This window comes from Rhizobium sp. S152, assembly GCF_030380735.1.
Lineage (GTDB): Bacteria > Pseudomonadota > Alphaproteobacteria > Rhizobiales > Rhizobiaceae > Rhizobium.
In genome coordinates, this window is record NZ_JAUDRZ010000008.1 from 404,708 (window position 1) to 421,152 (window position 16,445).

Annotated in this window: 15 protein-coding genes; 11 read left to right on the plus strand and 4 right to left on the minus strand. The window is 63.2% G+C overall.

All coding sequences use genetic code 11. From position 1 onward, the window contains the following. Positions 1–224: 224 nt before the first annotated feature. From QTL95_RS11515 to mctP, 4 genes are all read left to right on the plus strand, one after another. A complete protein-coding gene (locus QTL95_RS11515; protein ID WP_289720096.1) occupies positions 225–1,073 on the plus strand; it encodes a TIGR01459 family HAD-type hydrolase in 849 nt (282 codons plus the stop codon). 25 nt (positions 1,074–1,098) lie between these two features. Further along, a complete protein-coding gene (locus QTL95_RS11520; protein WP_289720097.1) occupies positions 1,099–2,085 on the plus strand; it encodes a bifunctional riboflavin kinase/FAD synthetase in 987 nt (328 codons plus the stop codon). Between the two features lie 168 nt (positions 2,086–2,253). Then, positions 2,254–2,451: a DUF3311 domain-containing protein gene (locus QTL95_RS11525; protein WP_037186723.1), complete on the plus strand. Its 198-nt coding sequence runs from the start codon at positions 2,254–2,256 to the stop codon at positions 2,449–2,451. After that, positions 2,441–3,916, plus strand: a complete 1,476-nt coding sequence (gene mctP, locus QTL95_RS11530; RefSeq protein ID WP_289720098.1) for a monocarboxylate uptake permease MctP — start codon at positions 2,441–2,443, stop codon at positions 3,914–3,916. The genes QTL95_RS11525 and mctP overlap by 11 nt, the downstream gene beginning before the upstream one ends. A 53-nt stretch (positions 3,917–3,969) precedes the next feature. On the opposite strand, the gene QTL95_RS11535 is transcribed toward mctP, so the two are convergent. Further along, positions 3,970–4,407 (minus strand): RES family NAD+ phosphorylase, encoded by a 438-nt coding sequence (locus tag QTL95_RS11535; RefSeq protein ID WP_289720099.1) that lies wholly within the window; start codon positions 4,405–4,407, stop codon positions 3,970–3,972. A gap of 2 nt (positions 4,408–4,409) precedes the next feature. After that, positions 4,410–4,820 (minus strand): MbcA/ParS/Xre antitoxin family protein, encoded by a 411-nt coding sequence (locus tag QTL95_RS11540; RefSeq protein ID WP_289720100.1) that lies wholly within the window; start codon positions 4,818–4,820, stop codon positions 4,410–4,412. Between the two features lie 308 nt (positions 4,821–5,128). On the opposite strand from QTL95_RS11540, the gene ileS reads away from it, so the two are divergent. Both ileS and QTL95_RS11550 read left to right on the plus strand, forming a co-directional pair. Then, positions 5,129–8,050 (plus strand): isoleucine--tRNA ligase, encoded by a 2,922-nt coding sequence (gene ileS / locus QTL95_RS11545; protein ID WP_289720101.1) that lies wholly within the window; start codon positions 5,129–5,131, stop codon positions 8,048–8,050. Positions 8,051–8,189: 139 nt separating this feature from the next. Continuing rightward, positions 8,190–8,819, plus strand: a complete 630-nt coding sequence (locus QTL95_RS11550) for a hypothetical protein (RefSeq protein ID WP_289720102.1) — start codon at positions 8,190–8,192, stop codon at positions 8,817–8,819. An 848-nt stretch (positions 8,820–9,667) separates the two neighbouring features. Here the strand turns inward: QTL95_RS11550 and QTL95_RS11555 are convergent. Continuing rightward, a complete protein-coding gene (locus QTL95_RS11555) occupies positions 9,668–10,099 on the minus strand; it encodes a nucleoside deaminase (RefSeq protein ID WP_289720357.1) in 432 nt (143 codons plus the stop codon). An 89-nt stretch (positions 10,100–10,188) separates the two neighbouring features. On the opposite strand from QTL95_RS11555, the gene QTL95_RS11560 reads away from it, so the two are divergent. Genes QTL95_RS11560 through QTL95_RS11580 form a run of 5 tightly spaced genes read left to right on the plus strand, consistent with a single transcriptional unit; the run spans position 10,189 to position 14,584 of the window. Continuing rightward, on the plus strand, positions 10,189–12,297 hold the full coding sequence (locus tag QTL95_RS11560; RefSeq protein WP_289720103.1) for a pseudouridine synthase: 2,109 nt from the start codon (positions 10,189–10,191) through the stop codon (positions 12,295–12,297). Continuing rightward, positions 12,278–12,838, plus strand: coding sequence for a 16S rRNA (guanine(966)-N(2))-methyltransferase RsmD (gene rsmD / locus QTL95_RS11565; RefSeq protein ID WP_289720104.1), 561 nt, complete (start codon positions 12,278–12,280; stop codon positions 12,836–12,838). The genes QTL95_RS11560 and rsmD overlap by 20 nt, the downstream gene beginning before the upstream one ends. Before the next feature lie 23 nt (positions 12,839–12,861). Beyond that, positions 12,862–13,764: a patatin-like phospholipase family protein gene (locus QTL95_RS11570; protein WP_289720105.1), complete on the plus strand. Its 903-nt coding sequence runs from the start codon at positions 12,862–12,864 to the stop codon at positions 13,762–13,764. Positions 13,765–13,820: 56 nt separating this feature from the next. After that, complete coding sequence (locus tag QTL95_RS11575; RefSeq protein WP_289720106.1) at positions 13,821–14,096, plus strand: type II toxin-antitoxin system TacA family antitoxin; 276 nt, start codon at positions 13,821–13,823, stop codon at positions 14,094–14,096. After that, the gene (locus tag QTL95_RS11580) at positions 14,093–14,584 is read left to right on the plus strand and encodes a GNAT family N-acetyltransferase (RefSeq protein ID WP_289720358.1); all 492 of its coding nucleotides are present in this window, start codon (positions 14,093–14,095) and stop codon (positions 14,582–14,584) included. The genes QTL95_RS11575 and QTL95_RS11580 overlap by 4 nt, the downstream gene beginning before the upstream one ends. On the opposite strand, the gene QTL95_RS11585 is transcribed toward QTL95_RS11580, so the two are convergent. Further along, positions 14,581–16,389, minus strand: a complete 1,809-nt coding sequence (locus QTL95_RS11585; protein ID WP_289720107.1) for a monovalent cation:proton antiporter-2 (CPA2) family protein — start codon at positions 16,387–16,389, stop codon at positions 14,581–14,583. The genes QTL95_RS11580 and QTL95_RS11585 overlap by 4 nt on opposite strands. Between the last annotated feature and the right edge of the window lie 56 nt (positions 16,390–16,445).

The window sequence follows — 16,445 nt, forward strand, 5'->3', positions numbered from 1 at the left end:
TTGTCTCGCTCCGTAATGTAGAACATTTATATAACATCGCGGATACTCCTTTGCAAGCTGGAGATCACGCGCGATGGTCCAACCTTGTCATTGCGGCCGCGGTACTGAAATGCCGTGGAGGTCGCGCCGACGAGAATTTCATCGTCCCGCAACGCAAAATTTCTTGCCATCGCGCCGGGGCTTTGCGATGTCAGCCCTCATCGAACGAAAACCGGGACCTTGAAATGGCGCAACGCATCGAGAATTTCGCAGAGATCACCAGCCGCTACGATGCGGTGTTCTGCGATGTGTGGGGCGTTTTGCACAACGGCGTCTCGCCCTTCCCGAAGGCAGCAGCCGCGCTGCAGGCCGCGCGCGAAGCCGGCCTCGCAGTGGTCCTCATCACCAATTCGCCGCGCATCGCGCCGCTCGTCGTTGACCAGCTCCGGCAGATCGGCATCCAGGACGAGGCCTATGATCGCATCGTCACCTCGGGCGACGTCACCCGTGGCCTGATCGCCGAGGGACCGAAGAAGGTCTTCCTGCTCGGCCCGGATCGCGACATCGCCATCATCGAGGGCATCGGCGTCACCCGCGTTTCCGCCGAGGAAGCCGATTGTGTCGTCTGCACCGGCTTCTTCGACGACGAGACCGAGACGCCCGAGGATTACACCGACATGCTGAAGGCCTTCCAGGCCCGCGACGTGCCGATGATTTGCGCCAACCCCGACCTGATCGTCGAGCGCGGCCACAAGATGATCCCCTGCGCCGGCGCCATGGCCGCCTATTATCACCAGCTCGGCGGCAAGACCCGCATCGCCGGCAAGCCGCACAAGCCGATCTATGACGCCGTGCTGTCGGTCGCCCGCGAAATCCGCGGCGAGATCAAGATGGACCGCATCCTGGCGATCGGCGACGGCATGCCGACGGATGTGCGCGGCGCTCTCGATTACGGCCTCGATCTTCTCTATATCAGCGGCGGCATCCATGCGGCCGAATACACACTGAACGGCGAGACCGACGAGGCGATCCTCACCGCCTATCTCGAACGCGAGAAGGCAACGCCGAAATGGTGGATGCCGCGCCTCGCATGAAAATGATCGTGAGAAAAGCCAGCCGATGACCGTTTTCCATCGCAACGAAACCCGAGAGCCCTTGCCCGATCAATTGCGCGGTGGCGTCGTCGCGATCGGCAATTTCGACGGTGTCCATCGCGGCCACCAGTCGGTTCTTGAGAGGGCGCTGGAGCTAGCTGCCGGCCGCGGCGTCCCGGCGCTGGTGCTGACTTTCGAGCCGCATCCGCGCACCGTGTTCCGCCCGCAGGAGCCGGTTTTCCGCATCACGCCGGCGCCGTTGCGCGCCCGCATTCTCGAAGCGATGGGTTTCAGTGCCGTCATCGAATACCCGTTCGACCGCGCGTTTTCGCAGCGCTCGGCTGACGATTTCATCCACGCCATTCTGAAGGATTGGCTGGGCGCGTCCGAGGTGGTCACGGGCTTCGATTTCCATTTCGGTCGCGGTCGTGAGGGCGGTCCGGCCTTCCTCATGGAAGCCGGCAGTAAATACGGCTTCGGCGTCACCCTGATCGATGCTTTCCGTGACGAGAATTCCGACGTCGTGTCATCGAGCCGCATCCGCGCGCTGTTGAAAAACGGCGATGTCAGCGAGGTCGCCGGTCTGCTCGGTTACCATTACACGGTCGAAGCGGAAGTGATCGGCGGTGAAAAGCTCGGCCGCCAGCTCGGCTTCCCGACGGCCAACATGCGCCTGCCGGCTGAGGTCGAACTGAAGCCCGGCATCTACGCCGTGCGCTTTCGCTTCGAGGACGGCACGATGCACGACGCGGTTGCCAGCTACGGACGCCGCCCGACCGTCACCGATAACGGAGCGCCGCTGCTCGAAACCTACGTCTTCGATTTCTCCGGCGATCTATACGGCCAGATCTGTTCCGTCTCCTTCTTCGCCTACCTGCGTCCGGAACTGAAGTTCGACGGCCTAGAGCCGCTGGTCGCGCAGATGAACCGCGACAAGGAAGAGGCGAGGGCGGTCCTGTCGGGCGTACAGCCTATCAGCGAACTCGACCGCAAGCTCTGCAGTCTGGTCTGACGTTCCACCCAGATCTGAACTTATGTGGCATGGCGGTGCCTAGTACGGATTTGAGAAACTGTGTCTTTTTCGCGGCAAGAGCGCTTGCCGCGCGGCGCGGCTGGCATATGTCATCTCTTTGATAAGACGCGGATAAGCCGCGCCCGATCCGCGAAAGGCAATCTCCTCATGGACAAAAGATTTGGAACGGCGGCCTGCTGGCTGCTCATCATTCCCTATATCGGGCTGCTCTGGGTTCCCTTCTACAATTTCCACGATCCCGTTCTCTTCGGCTTCCCCTTCTTCTACTGGTATCAGCTCGCATGGGTGCCGATCACCGCATTCCTGACATGGATCGCCTACCGGAGCATGCGCAATGACGACTGATCTCAACGTCACGGCGCTTAGCGTCTTTCTCTTCTTCTTCGTCCTTGTCACGGTCATGGGCTTCGTCGCCTCGCGCTGGCGCCGACCGGAGACGATGGCCCATATCGATGAGTGGGGGCTCGGCGGCCGCTCCTTCGGCACCTGGATCACCTGGTTCCTCGTCGGCGGCGATTTCTACACCGCCTACACCGTCATCGCTGTTCCCGCCCTGGTCTATACCGTCGGCGCCTATGGCTTCTTTGCGCTGCCCTATACGATCGTCGTCTATCCCTTCGTCTTCATGGTCATGCCGATCCTCTGGCGCCGGGCACGCGACTTCGGTTACGTCACCGCGGGTGACGTCGTCCACGGCCAGTACGGCTCGCGCGGCCTGGAGCTCGCGGTCGCCGCCACCGGCGTGATCGCCACCATGCCCTATATCGCGCTGCAGCTCGTCGGCATGACGGCGGCGCTGAAGGCGCTGGGTCTTCACGGCGAAGTGCCCTTGGCCATCGCCTTCATCGTGCTTGCGCTTTACACCTATTCGGCGGGCCTAAGGGCACCTGCGCTGATCGCCTTCGTCAAGGACATCATGATCTATATCGTGGTGATCGCCGCCGTGGCGCTGATCCCGTCGAAGCTCGGCGGCTATGCCAATGTCTTCGCCTCGGCCGACGCCGCCTTCCAGGCCAAGGGCTCCGGCGGCCTGCTGCTCGGCTCCAACCAGTATGTCGCCTATGCGACGCTGGCGCTCGGCTCGGCGCTCGCGGCCTTCATGTATCCGCACACGCTGACCGGCATCTTCGCGTCGAACAGCGGCAACACCATCCGCAAGAACGCGGTGCTGCTGCCGGCCTATACGCTGCTGCTCGGCCTGCTGGCCTTGCTCGGCTACATGGGCCACGCCGCCAACCTGAAGCTCGACAGCGCCAACGACGTCGTGCCGGCGCTGTTCCAGACGTTGTTCCCAAGCTGGTTCGCGGGCTTTGCCTTCGCGGCGATCGCCATCGGCGCGCTGGTGCCGGCGGCCGTCATGTCGATCGGTGCCGCCAATCTCTTCACCCGTAATTTCTGGAAGGCCTATGTCAATCCTGAGGTCGATCCGGCGGGCGAGGCGAAGGTGGCGAAGATCACCTCGCTGGTCGTCAAGATCGGCGCCCTGCTGGTCATCATCTTCCTGCCCACCCAGTTCGCCCTCGACCTGCAGCTGCTCGGCGGCATCTGGATCCTGCAGACGCTTCCGGCCCTGGTCTTCGGCCTCTACACCAACTGGTTCCGCGCCCCCGGCCTGCTGGCCGGTTGGTTCGTTGGCTTCTTCGGTGGCACCTATCTGGTGTGGATCAACGGCTGGAAGCCGCTGCAGCCGATTACGATGGGCGAGACCTCGTTCACGATCTACACCGGCCTGCTGGCGCTGGCGGTGAATATCATCGTCGCGGTGGTGGTCAATGCGGTGGTTCCGGGCAAGGCGGTGGCGCGGGCTTAACCGTGATGAGAGGAGAAGGCTGCGGATGAAGCCGCAGCCTTCTCACTATGACGTCAGGAACGAAGCAGTCGGCTATCAAACGGATATGTCTTGACGTCTTCGATGATGATCTCACCGGCTCGCGCATGCAGGGGATTGATCAGCACGTTGCGCGCCTCCGGCATGATCACGCACTGCACGTCGATAAGGCATGCCTTTTTCTCTAACAGCAAAGCCGATCCGAATTCTTGCGTGGCGTCCAGATCAGAAAGATCGACGTCACGATCGTCCAGTCTCATTGTCGGGAGATTGTCGGGGCAATTGATCTTCAAGAGCGTGTACTCGGATGGAATGTCTTCAGGGTCCGTATGAACGATGACTTCCAGAAGCGTCGTTGACGGATGATCGCAGCAATAGACGACAGGAAGGCCTGCGAAATTCCAGCGGCCCGATGCAAGCAGGCCGCCTCGTCCGCTCAGGTCAACGTGCTTCGATATTCGCCAGAGATACACGGTCAGATATAAATCCCGTGATCGATCCTGATTAGCTCCTCTTCGACGAGCCGTGCTCCCGTTTCTGACTGCAACAGGTCAAAGGGTACGACCCCGTTTAGAGCTCGACTGGGTTTGCGAAGCCAGCGTTGGGCCTTCTCACGCTCCCCGAAAACGCGATCTGCGTGTTGACTGACGCGTAGAAGTCTCTGCGCGCTGTCATTTTCGGCAAGAGTTAGCGGCTCGCCCTGCTCCAGACGTCGCGCAAGCGTCCGGCGCGGTGCAACGAAACGGTAAATCTCATCCATCGAAAAGCCGTAGTTCTTAAGCGTCTCGATCGAGCTGCTATCAAATCGTGGCTGTTTGCTTCCGCTCGCCGTTTCCACAAGCGCCAGCGTGGAGTCATCTCGAGATTGTGCTGCGCTGCTCACCATCGAAGCCTCCCGTGCCAATTGCCCATAAATATAAGCGCAAATGGCCAGACTGCAAATGCCGGCTTCCGGCAGTCGATCTCCTCTTCCTTTTCCCGCTAAAAGCGCCTATGAACCGGCGCGATGAACAAGTTCCGGCTGGCGATCACGATACGAATTATCGGCCCGGCCTTCCGCGCGCGCTGAGCGGCCGGAAGGTCCGGGTTTTCGGCGCTCGACCTCAGAGCGTCTCCGCCACCACGATATTTCCCAGACCGTTGCGCCCATTGCGAGGCGCATGCGCCGATCGCTAGAAGAGACGATTGCCAGACATGACCGATACAGTCGAAAAGATCGATTACTCCAAGACCCTCTATCTCCCCGAAACCGATTTCCCGATGCGCGCCGGCCTGCCGCAGAAGGAACCGGAAACCGTTGCCCGCTGGCAGGAGATGGGCCTCTACAAGAAGCTGCGCGCGTCTGCCGCCGGCCGCGAGAAATTCGTCCTCCACGACGGCCCTCCCTATGCCAACGGCAACATCCATATCGGCCACGCGCTGAACAAGATCCTCAAGGATGTCATCAACCGCTCGTTCCAGATGCGCGGCTTCGACGCCAACTATGTTCCCGGCTGGGATTGCCACGGCCTTCCGATCGAGTGGAAGATCGAGGAAGAGAACTACCGCGCCAAGGGCAAGGCCAAGCCTGACCTGAAGCAGGCCGACGCGATGATCGAGTTCCGCAAGGAATGCCGCGCCTATGCCGAAAAGTGGATCAAGATCCAGGGCGACGAGTTCAAGCGCCTGGGCATCGAGGGCGATTTCGACAATCCATACCTGACGATGAACTTCCACGCCGAAAGCCGCATCGCCGGCGAGTTGCTGAAGATCGCCATGAGCGGTCAGCTCTATCGCGGCTCCAAGCCGATCATGTGGTCGGTGGTCGAGCGCACGGCGCTGGCCGAAGCCGAGGTCGAGTATCACGACGTCGAAAGCGATATGATCTGGGTGAAGTTCCCTGTTCTTATGGTCGAAGTTGAGCGTGATGCCGGCAAGTCTGATCTGCTTGACGCCCACGTCGTCATCTGGACGACCACGCCGTGGACGATCCCCGGCAACCGCGCCATCGCCTATTCGCCGAAGGTCGCCTATGGCCTCTACGAGGTCACGGCCGCCGAAAACGACTTCGGGCCGCAGCCCGGCGAGAAGCTGATCTTCGCAGACGCACTGTCCGAGGAGTCCGCCAAGAAGGCCAAGCTCACTTTCAAGCGTCTGCGCGGGCTGTCTGCCGACGAAATGGCATCGATCATAGCCGCACACCCCCTCAAGGGCCTCGGCGGCGGCTACGAATTCGCCGTCCCGCTTCTCCCCGGCGACCACGTCACCGACGATGCCGGCACCGGCTTCGTCCACACCGCCCCGTCGCACGGCCGCGAAGACTTCGAGGCGTGGATGTCCGGCGCGAAGGAACTCGAGGCTCGCGGCATCGACACGCGCATCCCGTTCCCGGTCGACGACAGCGGCACCTACACCGCTGACGCCCCCGGCTTCGAGGGCGCCCGCGTCATGGATGACAACGGCAAGAAGGGCGATGCCAACGAGCGCGTCATCAAGGCGTTGATCGAGCGCAACGCGCTGTTTGCCCGTGGTCGCCTGAAGCATTCCTATCCGCATTCCTGGCGCTCCAAGAAGCCGATCATCTTCCGCAACACGCCGCAGTGGTTCGTCTACATGGACAAGGACCTCAAGGACGGCACGACGCTGCGCACCCGCGCGCTGAACGCCATCGACGATACCCGCTTCGTGCCCGCCGCCGGCCAGAACCGCCTGCGCGCCATGATTGAGCAGCGTCCGGACTGGGTGCTTTCGCGCCAGCGCGCCTGGGGCGTTCCGATCTGCGTCTTCGCCGATGAGGACGGCAACGTCCTGCAGGATGCCGATGTCAACGCCCGCATCCTCGAGGCTTTCGACGTCGAGGGCGCCGATGCCTGGTTCGCAGAAGGCGCCAAGGATCGTTTCCTCGGAAACGGTCACGACCATGCCAAGTGGACCCAGGTCATGGACATCCTCGATGTCTGGTTCGACAGTGGCTCGACCCACACCTTCACGCTGGAAGACCGCCCGGACCTCAAGTGGCCCGCCGATCTCTATCTCGAAGGCTCCGACCAGCATCGCGGCTGGTTCCACTCGTCGCTGCTGGAGTCCGCCGCCACCCGTGGCCGCGCGCCCTATAACGCCGTTCTCACCCATGGCTTCACCATGGACGAGAAGGGCGAGAAGATGTCGAAGTCGAAGGGCAACGTCACGTCTCCGCAGGAGATCATGAAGGATGCCGGCGCCGACATCCTGCGCCTGTGGGTCATGACCTCTGATTATGCCGACGACCTGCGCGTCGGCAAGACCATCATCCAGACCAACGTCGATGCCTATAGAAAGCTGCGCAACACCATCCGCTGGATGCTCGGCACGCTGGCGCATGACAAGGGCGAGACCTTCGCGGTCTCCGAAATGCCGGAGCTGGAGCAGCTGATGCTGCATCGTCTGGCCGAGCTCGACCAGCTGGTGCGCGAGAACTACGACGCCTTCGACTTCAAGAAGATCGCCCGCGCGCTGATCGATTTCGCCAATGTCGAGCTCTCGGCCTTCTACTTCGACGTCCGCAAGGATGCGCTCTATTGCGACGCCCCGTCGTCGCTGCGCCGCCGCGCCTCGCTGCATGTCATCCGCGCGATCTTCGATTGCATGGTGACCTGGCTTGCCCCGATGCTGCCCTTCACCACCGAGGAAGCCTGGCTGTCGCGCAACCCCGACGCCGTCTCGGTTCACCTCGAGCAGTTCCTGACCATTCCTGATGACTGGAAGAACGAGGCGCTGGCCGAGAAGTGGAAGAAGATCCGCGCGGTTCGTACCGTGGTCACCGGCGCGCTGGAGATCGAGCGCAAGGACAAGCGCATCGGCTCCTCGCTGGAAGCGGCCCCGGTCGTGCATATCGCGGATGCCGAGCTCCTGAAGGCGCTCGAAGGTCAGGATTTCGAGGAGATCTGCATCACCTCGGGCATCGCAATCGAGGCCAACGAAGGCCCGGCCGGCGCGTTCCGTCTGCCAGAAGTTGCCGGCGTCAGCGTCGAGCCGAGGCTTGCCGAAGGCGTCAAGTGCGCTCGTTCGTGGCGGATCACGACCGACGTCGGCTCGGATCCCGAATATCCCGATGTCTCGGCCCGCGACGCTGCCGCATTGCGCGAACTTGCGGCATAAACCGAAGAAAGTTACCGGATGAATTGCGCAATCGCGGTTCATCCGGTAAAAGCTGCCTGAAATTGGCCGGATTTTTCCGTCAGGGGGAGGATGTCCGGTTTTGGGCGATGATTGCACCGGCATGGCTGGAAGGGTTTTCATGTTATCGAAGCGTTGGTTCCGCTTGGGCGCTTGCCTGACTGTTGCGATGGCAGGCACTGCGATGATGTCGAGCTGCACCAGCAGCCCCCGCTACGGCACGGACAAGACCGCATTCCAGCAGCTGACCGACGACCTCGGACAATCCACCTCGCTCACCGGTGCCGAGCCGAAGAACAAGGGTGTCAAGTACCAGCCGCGCCCGGGTCTGGTCGTTCCCGCCCAGGCCTCGCGCGAAGCGCTGGTCGAGCCGCAGCAGACGATCGCCAGCAAGGAAAACCCGCAGTGGATCGAATCGCCTGAAGAGACCCGCGCGCGCCTTGTCAAGGAAGCCGACGAGAACAGCGACAAGTCCAACTACCAGTCGCCGCTCGCCAACAACCAGATCGAAGGCGGTCGCCGCACGACGGAAGCCCAGACCAAGGCCTACCGCGAAGCCCGCGCCATCCAGAAGGGCGCCTATATCGACCAGCGCCGCTACATCTCCGATCCGCCGACCGAATACCGTCAGGTCGACGACCCGACCAAGCTGGACGATCTCGGCGAACCCGAGCTGAAGAAGGCAAAGAAGAAAAAGAAGGACGCCGCCATCGCCGGCTCCGGCAAGCAGTGGTGGAATCTGCTGCAGTAAACTCTTCTGCGAAGGCTGCATTCTTCGTTCTCCGGGTTTTTAATGCGGTGTGGCTGGCGAGTTAGATCTCGGTCCGTCACGATAAGCTTTTTACAAACGTTCGATGTGAGCGCGTAGGGTAAAGACCCCTCCCAACGCACCTGGGGCGAGCCGCGTGTCTCGCCCCGTCCTCGCGGACCCCCACAAGGGGGAGGGCTTAACCTGTGGCGCCGTCGACGCGAGGACTGTGAGAGCGGGCCACGAGTCTCTCCCCCACCTGTGGGGGGAGATGCCGGCAGGCAGAGGGGGGTATTCCACGGCAAAACCTCTCGATAGTCTCCACCTCATCCTCGCAGACACACCAAGACCCCACGCCGCCCAAGGACTCCTGGTTTCACCATGCACTGCACTTCACTCGGACGGGGTGCTGGAAACCACCTCGATTGAGTAAGTAAAATATGGTGCCTTCCAGCACCCCGTTCGGCGGTTTATGCCCGAACTCCGGTCCCTCTGCAGCCGCCTTCCAAGCCTTCGCGACGACGTTGTGTGCCTCACAGGCACGTCCGGAGCACTCCAACGGAAGACACGTTCGACAAACGTGACCAACCGCCAGCCCCGGAGGGAGACCATTTTCTCGGACCCGGAGCATGAGGTTTTGCGTCCTACCCTCACGCCCCGCGCCGGTCCCGCCTCGCCGGCACGCCTGCCGGTGTATCCGATGACGGGACGCGATCAGTGTAGGCCCAGGTTTCTGGCGCGGGGACAAAAGATTGGGAGAGATTCATTTAAGTTATTGATAGGCGATCAATATTTCGCCTTCACGTTATACGAAGAGTAGCGCGTTGCAGCGCTTTATTGGTTGGAATGCTCTAATCCCGCTTCCCCTGAAAGAACCCCCGCAGGATCTCCGCCGCCTCCATTTCGCTCATCCCCGAATACACTTCAGGTGCATGATGGCACGTCGGCTGTGCGTAGAAGCGCACGCCGCTATCCACCCCGCCGCCCTTGGGATCCTCGGCGCCGTAGTAGAGCCGGCGGATGCGGGCGAACGAGATGGCGGCGGCGCACATGGTGCAGGGCTCGAGCGTGACATAGAGATCGGCGCCCGAAAGCCGCTCCTGGCCGAGCGCTTCGCAGGCCATGCGAATGGCGGCCACCTCGGCGTGGGCGGTGATGTCGTTGCGCTCGCGGGTGCGGTTGCCGGATGAGGCGATCACGGTGCCGTCAAGCACGACGACCGCGCCGATCGGCACCTCGCCGCGCGCGCCTGCGGCACGCGCTTCCTCAAGCGCCAGCTCCATAAATTGATTTGTCTTCACGATCCGACAATTTCCACTTAACCGCAGGGGCGCGAACTGATAGAAGGCCCCAAAAGGCAGGCAAACAACAAATGACATTCAAAGACAAGCCAAAACGGCCGGGTGGCAAGCCATCCCCGCGCGATACCGGCGCGAAATCGGGCGAGAAGCCCGCGAAGACGTTCGCGAAGCCAAGCGCCAGATCAGAGGCCTCGGCTGACGCAAGCGTCGACAGCAAGGCGGAACGCATCTCCAAGGTGATGGCGCGCGCCGGCGTTGCCTCGCGCCGCGATATCGAGCGCATGATCCTCGATGGCCGCGTGACGCTGAACGGCAAGCCGCTCGACACGCCCGTCGTCAACGTGACGCTGACGGACAAGATCGAAGTCGACGGCATGCCGATCCGTGGCATCGAGCGCACCCGCCTGTGGCTCTACCACAAGCCGGCCGGCCTGGTGACCACCAATGCCGATCCCGAAGGTCGCCCGACCGTGTTCGACAACCTGCCGGACGACTTGCCGCGCGTCATGTCGATCGGCCGCCTCGACATCAACACCGAAGGTTTGTTGCTGCTGACCAACGACGGCGGCCTGGCGCGTGCGCTGGAACTGCCGACGACAGGCTGGCTGCGCCGTTACCGCGTGCGCGCCCATGGCGAGATCGACCAGGAAGCGCTCGACAAGCTGAAGGACGGCATTGCCGTCGACGGCGTGCTCTACGGCGCCATCGAGGCGACGCTCGACAAGGTGCAGGGTTCCAACGTCTGGCTCACCATGGGCCTGCGCGAAGGCAAGAACCGCGAAATCAAGAACGTGCTCGGCGCGCTTGGCCTCGACGTCAACCGCCTGATCCGTATTTCCTATGGCCCGTTCCAGCTCGGCGATATCCCCGAGCGGGCGGTGATCGAAGTGCGTGGCCGCACGTTGCGCGACCAGCTCGGCCCGCGCCTGATCGAGGACGCCAAGGCCAATTTCGACGCGCCGATCTACAACGCGCCGGCCGTGACCGAGAAAGAGGAAGCCGACGCACGGCCCGAACGCCGCGAACGCTCCTGGAAGCCGGAAGACAAGCGCGAACGCGCTCTCAGCCGCCTCGACACCAAGCGCGATGATAAACGCGACGACCGCCGTGGCGGTGACCGCGATGGCGGCCGTGGCCCAAGCCGTGGCGGCGACCGCAAGGAAGACGGCCCGAAGCGCCCGCCGCTCGGCAGCCGCCGCAACGCCAATGTCTGGATGGCGCCCGGCGCCCGTCCGCTCGGCGAAAAGGCAACCGCCAAGGCCGAGAAGAATGCCCAGACGGCGCTTCGCCGTGGCGAGAAGCCCGGCCGCTCCAAGCCGCAGCCGACCAGCTACGACGAAGGTCCGCGCGTGCAGATCAATCGCGCCCGCGATGAAGAGGGCGAATGGATCCGCTCCAGCGAGATCAGCCGCGATGATGACCGCAAGCGCGGTGATCGCGGCGACCGTGGCTTCGGTGATCGTCCGTCCCGTGGCGACCGCTCCTTTGGCGAACGTGGTGACCGATCCGGCGGCGACCGCACCGCACGCGGCGACCGGCCTTATGGTGATCGCCCACCGCGTGGCGACCGTCCGTTTGGCGACAAGCCACGCGGCGAGCGCAAGCCGCGTGAGGATGGCGACCGTCCACGCTCTTATGCCGATCGCCCGGCGCGCGGCGAGAGACCCTATGGTGACCGTCCCTCGCGCGGCGATCGCCCGGCAGGTGACCGCCCTCGCGGTGATCGTCCCTTCGGCGACAAGCCACGTGGCGACCGGCCGTTCAGCGACCGCAAGCCGCGCGAAGACGGCGAGCGCACGCGTTCCTTCGGTGATCGTCCTGCCCGGCCTTTCGCCGACAAGCCGCGCCGTCCGCGTGAAGAGGGTGACGAGCGTCCCCGCGCCAAGCGTTTCTCCGGCGAGGCTCGTTCCGAGCGTCCGGCTGGCGAGCGTTCATTCGGTGATAGGCCCCGTGGTGATCGTCCCGAGGGCGACCGGCCCCGTGGCGATCGTCCCTTCGGTGACAAGCCGCGCGGCAAGAGCTTTGGCGGGAAGCCAAGCGGCTCCAAGCCGGGTGCGAAGAGTTTTTCGGGCAAGCCTTCGGGCGATCGTTCCGGTGGCGGTGGCAAGCCCGCGGGCGGGCCATCTCGTGGTGGACCAAAAGGCAAGGGAATAGGACGCGGTGCGGATCGTCGGCGGTGAGTTTCGCGGACGGTCGCTCGCCGTGCCTAAATCCAACGACATCCGGCCGACTGCCGACCGGACGCGTGAGAGCCTGTTCAATATTCTGAGCCATGCCTATCCTGAGTGCGTCGATGGCACCCGGATACTCGATCTATTCGCCGGCACCGGTGCCGTCGGGCTGGAAGCGGTGTCGCGCGGCTGCCGCCATGCGCTCTTCGTCGAAAACAGCGTCGAGGGAAGGGGCCTGCTCTGGGAAAACATCGATGCGCTCGGCCTGCACGGCAAGACCCGCATCCTGAGGCGCGACGCGACCGATCTCGGCAGCGTCGGCAACCTCGAGCCGTTCCAGTTCCTCTTTGCCGACCCGCCCTATGGCAAGGGTCTCGGCGAAAAGGCGATGGCCGCCGCCGCCAAGGGTGGTTGGCTTGAGCCCGGCGCGATTGGCGTGCTCGAGGAGCGCGCCGACGTTGCCGTTTCGGTCGATCCTTCCTATCTGTTCCTGGAAAGCCGGATCTTCGGCGATACCAGGGTGCATTTCTACCGCTATCAGCCTCAATAGGTCGCGGCGACAGGGGGCAAAGGGTGACACAGCAGGCCGAGAAGACCAGTTCCGCGTTACCTGCCGTCGAAGATCACCCCTCCGGTTCTTCGCCCCGCATCGCCATTGCCTTCGGCGGTGGCGGCGCTCGTGGCCTCGCCCATATCCACGTCATCGAGACGCTCGATGAGCTCGGCATCCGACCGGTGGCGATCTCTGGCTCCTCGATCGGCGCCATCATGGGAGCCGGCATGGCGGCTGGCATGACCGGCGAGGCGATCCGCGAACACGCGCTGATGACCGTCGGCAACAAGACCGCCGTCGTCAGCCGCCTCTGGGGCCTGCGCCCGCAGACGGTGCGCGACGCGGTGGCGAACGGCGTGCGCATCGGCCAGTTCAACCTGGAGCGAATTCTCAAGGCTTTCCTGCCCGCCGATCTTCCCGATCGCTTCGAAGACCTGCCGATCCCGATGACGGTGACCGCCACAGACTATTACGGCCAGCAGGAAGTGCTGGTGAGTGAGGGACAGCTGTTTCCGGCACTCGCCGCCTCCTCCGCCATTCCCGCCGTCTTCATGCCGGTCCGGCTGTATGGCCGCGTGATGATCGACGGCGGCATCAGCAATCCCGTCCCCTATGAATGCCTGATGGACCGCGCCGATATCGTCATCGGCATCGATGTCGTCGGTGCGCCGGAGGGCGACGGCACCCATATCCCGAACCGCATGGAGAGCATCTTCGGTTCCGGCCAGCTGATGATGCAGACGGCGATCACCCTCAAACTCCGGATCCAGCCCCCCCACATCTTCCTCCGCCCCGCCGTCGGCCGCACCGGCGTCATGGATTTTCTGAAGGCCCGCGAGGTGCTGGCTATGTCGGCAGGGGTGAAGGACGAGTTGAAATATGCGCTGGATGGCGCGATCGAGGCGCATGCGCGGGCTCAATAAGGTAGATACACAATGTGTATCTGTGTGCTATGTTCGCCATGTAGATCGGAGTTACCATGAGCGACACCAATAGCCAGACACGCGCAGTCAATCTGAGGGTCCGCGATGACATCAGGTCTTTGATCGACCGTGCCGCAAAAGCGCATGGAAAGACGCGGTCGGATTTCATGATCGACGCGGCGCGCCGTGCGGCCGAGGAAGCGCTTCTGGATCAAGCGCTCGTCTCTGTCGATGCCGAAAGCTATGATCACTATCTCGATATCCTCGATAAACCGCCTGGCAACGAGGGCTTTGACCGCCTCATGAGCGTTACGAAGCCGTGGCGGACGTGAGGCTTTCGGCTCCTGAACTCCTAGCCGGTGGCCACGATCTCTCGCAGTTTCACAGCGGCGTCGACAGCCTCGATGATTGGCTGCTGCGAAGAGCACGTTCCAATCAGATCAGCGGTGCGTCCCGTACTTATGTTTTGTGCAGCGGCCAGCAGGTGGTTGGCTACTACTCCCTCTCGTCAGGCGGGCTCGCGGCGTCTGCGGCGCCTGGCTCGCTACGTCGCAACATGCCTGACCCAATCCCGATGGCCATACTTGGGCGCCTTGCGATCGATCTGAGCTGGCAGGGCAAGGGGCTGGGGTCAGCGCTTTTGCAGGATGCTGTCCTGCGAACGGCGCAAGCAGCCCACATCCTTGGGATACGTGGAATTCTCGTGCATGCACTTTCCGAAGATGCACGCGCTTTCTATGAACGTTACGGCTTTATTGGCTCGCCTTTGAATCCGATGACGCTCGTCATGTCGCTGAAACTCGCGCCGACCTTCCCCTAAGCATCCGCCACCGCATCCGCCGTTCCCGCCAGCGGGTCCCCCGACATGTCCACGACCCTCTTCGGCTTGACTAGCGGTTCCGGCTTGACCGGTTGCGAGAACAGCATGTCGCGGCCGGCCTGGAGGCCTTCGGAGGCCTGGAGCACGAGGCGCTGCTCGTCGCGCCTGCGGATGTCCTCGCCGATCTCGTAGGCTTCCGCCTCGCTGAGGCCCAGCGCTTCCAGCGTCCTGCGCCCGAAGAGCAGACCGGATTCCAGCGTTTCGCGCAGCTCGTAATCGACGTTGAGATTGCGCAGCGCGATCGAGTGGATGCGGTCGTAGGAACGTACGAAGAGCCTGGTGTGCGGGTAGTCCGACTGCACCAGTTCGACGATCTTGTCGGTCGTCTCGCGTTTCTGCGTGCAAATGACGACGATCTTGGCGCGCTCGATGCCGGCGGCCCTCAGCACATCCTTGCGCGTGCCGTCGCCGAAGTAGATGCGGAAACCGAAAGCGGATGCCTGGCGGATGCGGTCGGCGGAAAAGTCGATGACGGTCACCGAACGTCCGCCGGCAAGCAGGATCTGCGAGGAGATCTGCCCGAAACGCGAGAAGCCGATCATCAGCACATCGGCGCCCGCACCCTCGAAATTCTCGTCGAGCTCCTCGTGCTCCTCGCCCTTCAGGAGCCGCTTGGAGAGCATGGTGCCGAGAGGGGTCAGCGCCATCGACAGCGTGACGATGGCAATCAGGAGCGAGGCGGTGCTCGACGGCATCAGCCCGGCGCCGGCCGCGGCCGAGAACAGCACGAAGCCGAATTCCCCGCCCTGCGGCAGCAGGAAGGCGATGCGCACGGCATCGTTGTGCGACGAGCCGGTCATGCGGCAGAGCGCATAGATGAGGAGGGCCTTCACCGCCATGACGACAGGCACGGCGACGACGATCAGCAACGCGTTGTCGCGCAGCACCTCCAGCTCCAGCGACAGCCCGACGGCGATGAAGAAGATGGCGAGGAGCACGCCGCGGAACGGCTCGATATCCGCCTCCAGCTCATGCCGGTAGGAGGATTCCGCGAGCATCACGCCGGACAGGAACGCGCCCATCGCCATCGAAAGCCCGGCAAGCTGCATCAGGCTCGCGGCCCCCATCACCACGAACAGCGCCGCGGCGATCATCGCCTCGCGGGCTCCGGTGCGGGCGATGATCTGGAACAGCGGCGTCAGCAGATAGCGTCCCATGACGATCATCGCGCCGACGGCGCCGATCGCGATGGCGAAATCCACCACCGGCGAGCCGTGCCCCTTGCCGGTGTCGAGAATGTTGATCAGCGCCAGCAGCGGCACGATCGCCAGATCCTGGAAGAGCAGCATGGAAAACGAGCGCTGCCCATACTGCGTGTTGACCTCGCCGGCATCGTCGAGGATTTGCATGGCGAAGGCGGTGGACGACAGCGCCAGGCCGAAGCCGGTGACGACGCTTCCCGCCCAGCCGAGCAGGCCGGAGAGATAGGTGAGGAAGGTGAGGGCCGCCCCCGTGGTCACCACCTGCGCCGTCCCCAGCCCAAAGATGTCGCGCCGCATCTGCCACAGGCGCGTCGGCTTCAGCTCCAGCCCGATGATGAAGAGCAGGAAGACGACGCCGAGTTCGGCGACATTGAGGATCTGCTCGCCATCCGTCAGCCCATGGAAGACCGGGCCGATGACGACGCCGGCGGCGAGATAGCCGAGCACGGTGCCGAGCCCCAGCCGCTTGAAGATCGGCGCCGAAACCACGGCACCGCCAAGCAGCAGAATGGTTTCCGTAAACAGGGCATTGGGCTCTGACATGGCACGCTTTTCTTTCGACAAGGGGACGAGCGCGGGGGCCGAGAAAAAGAATCGGC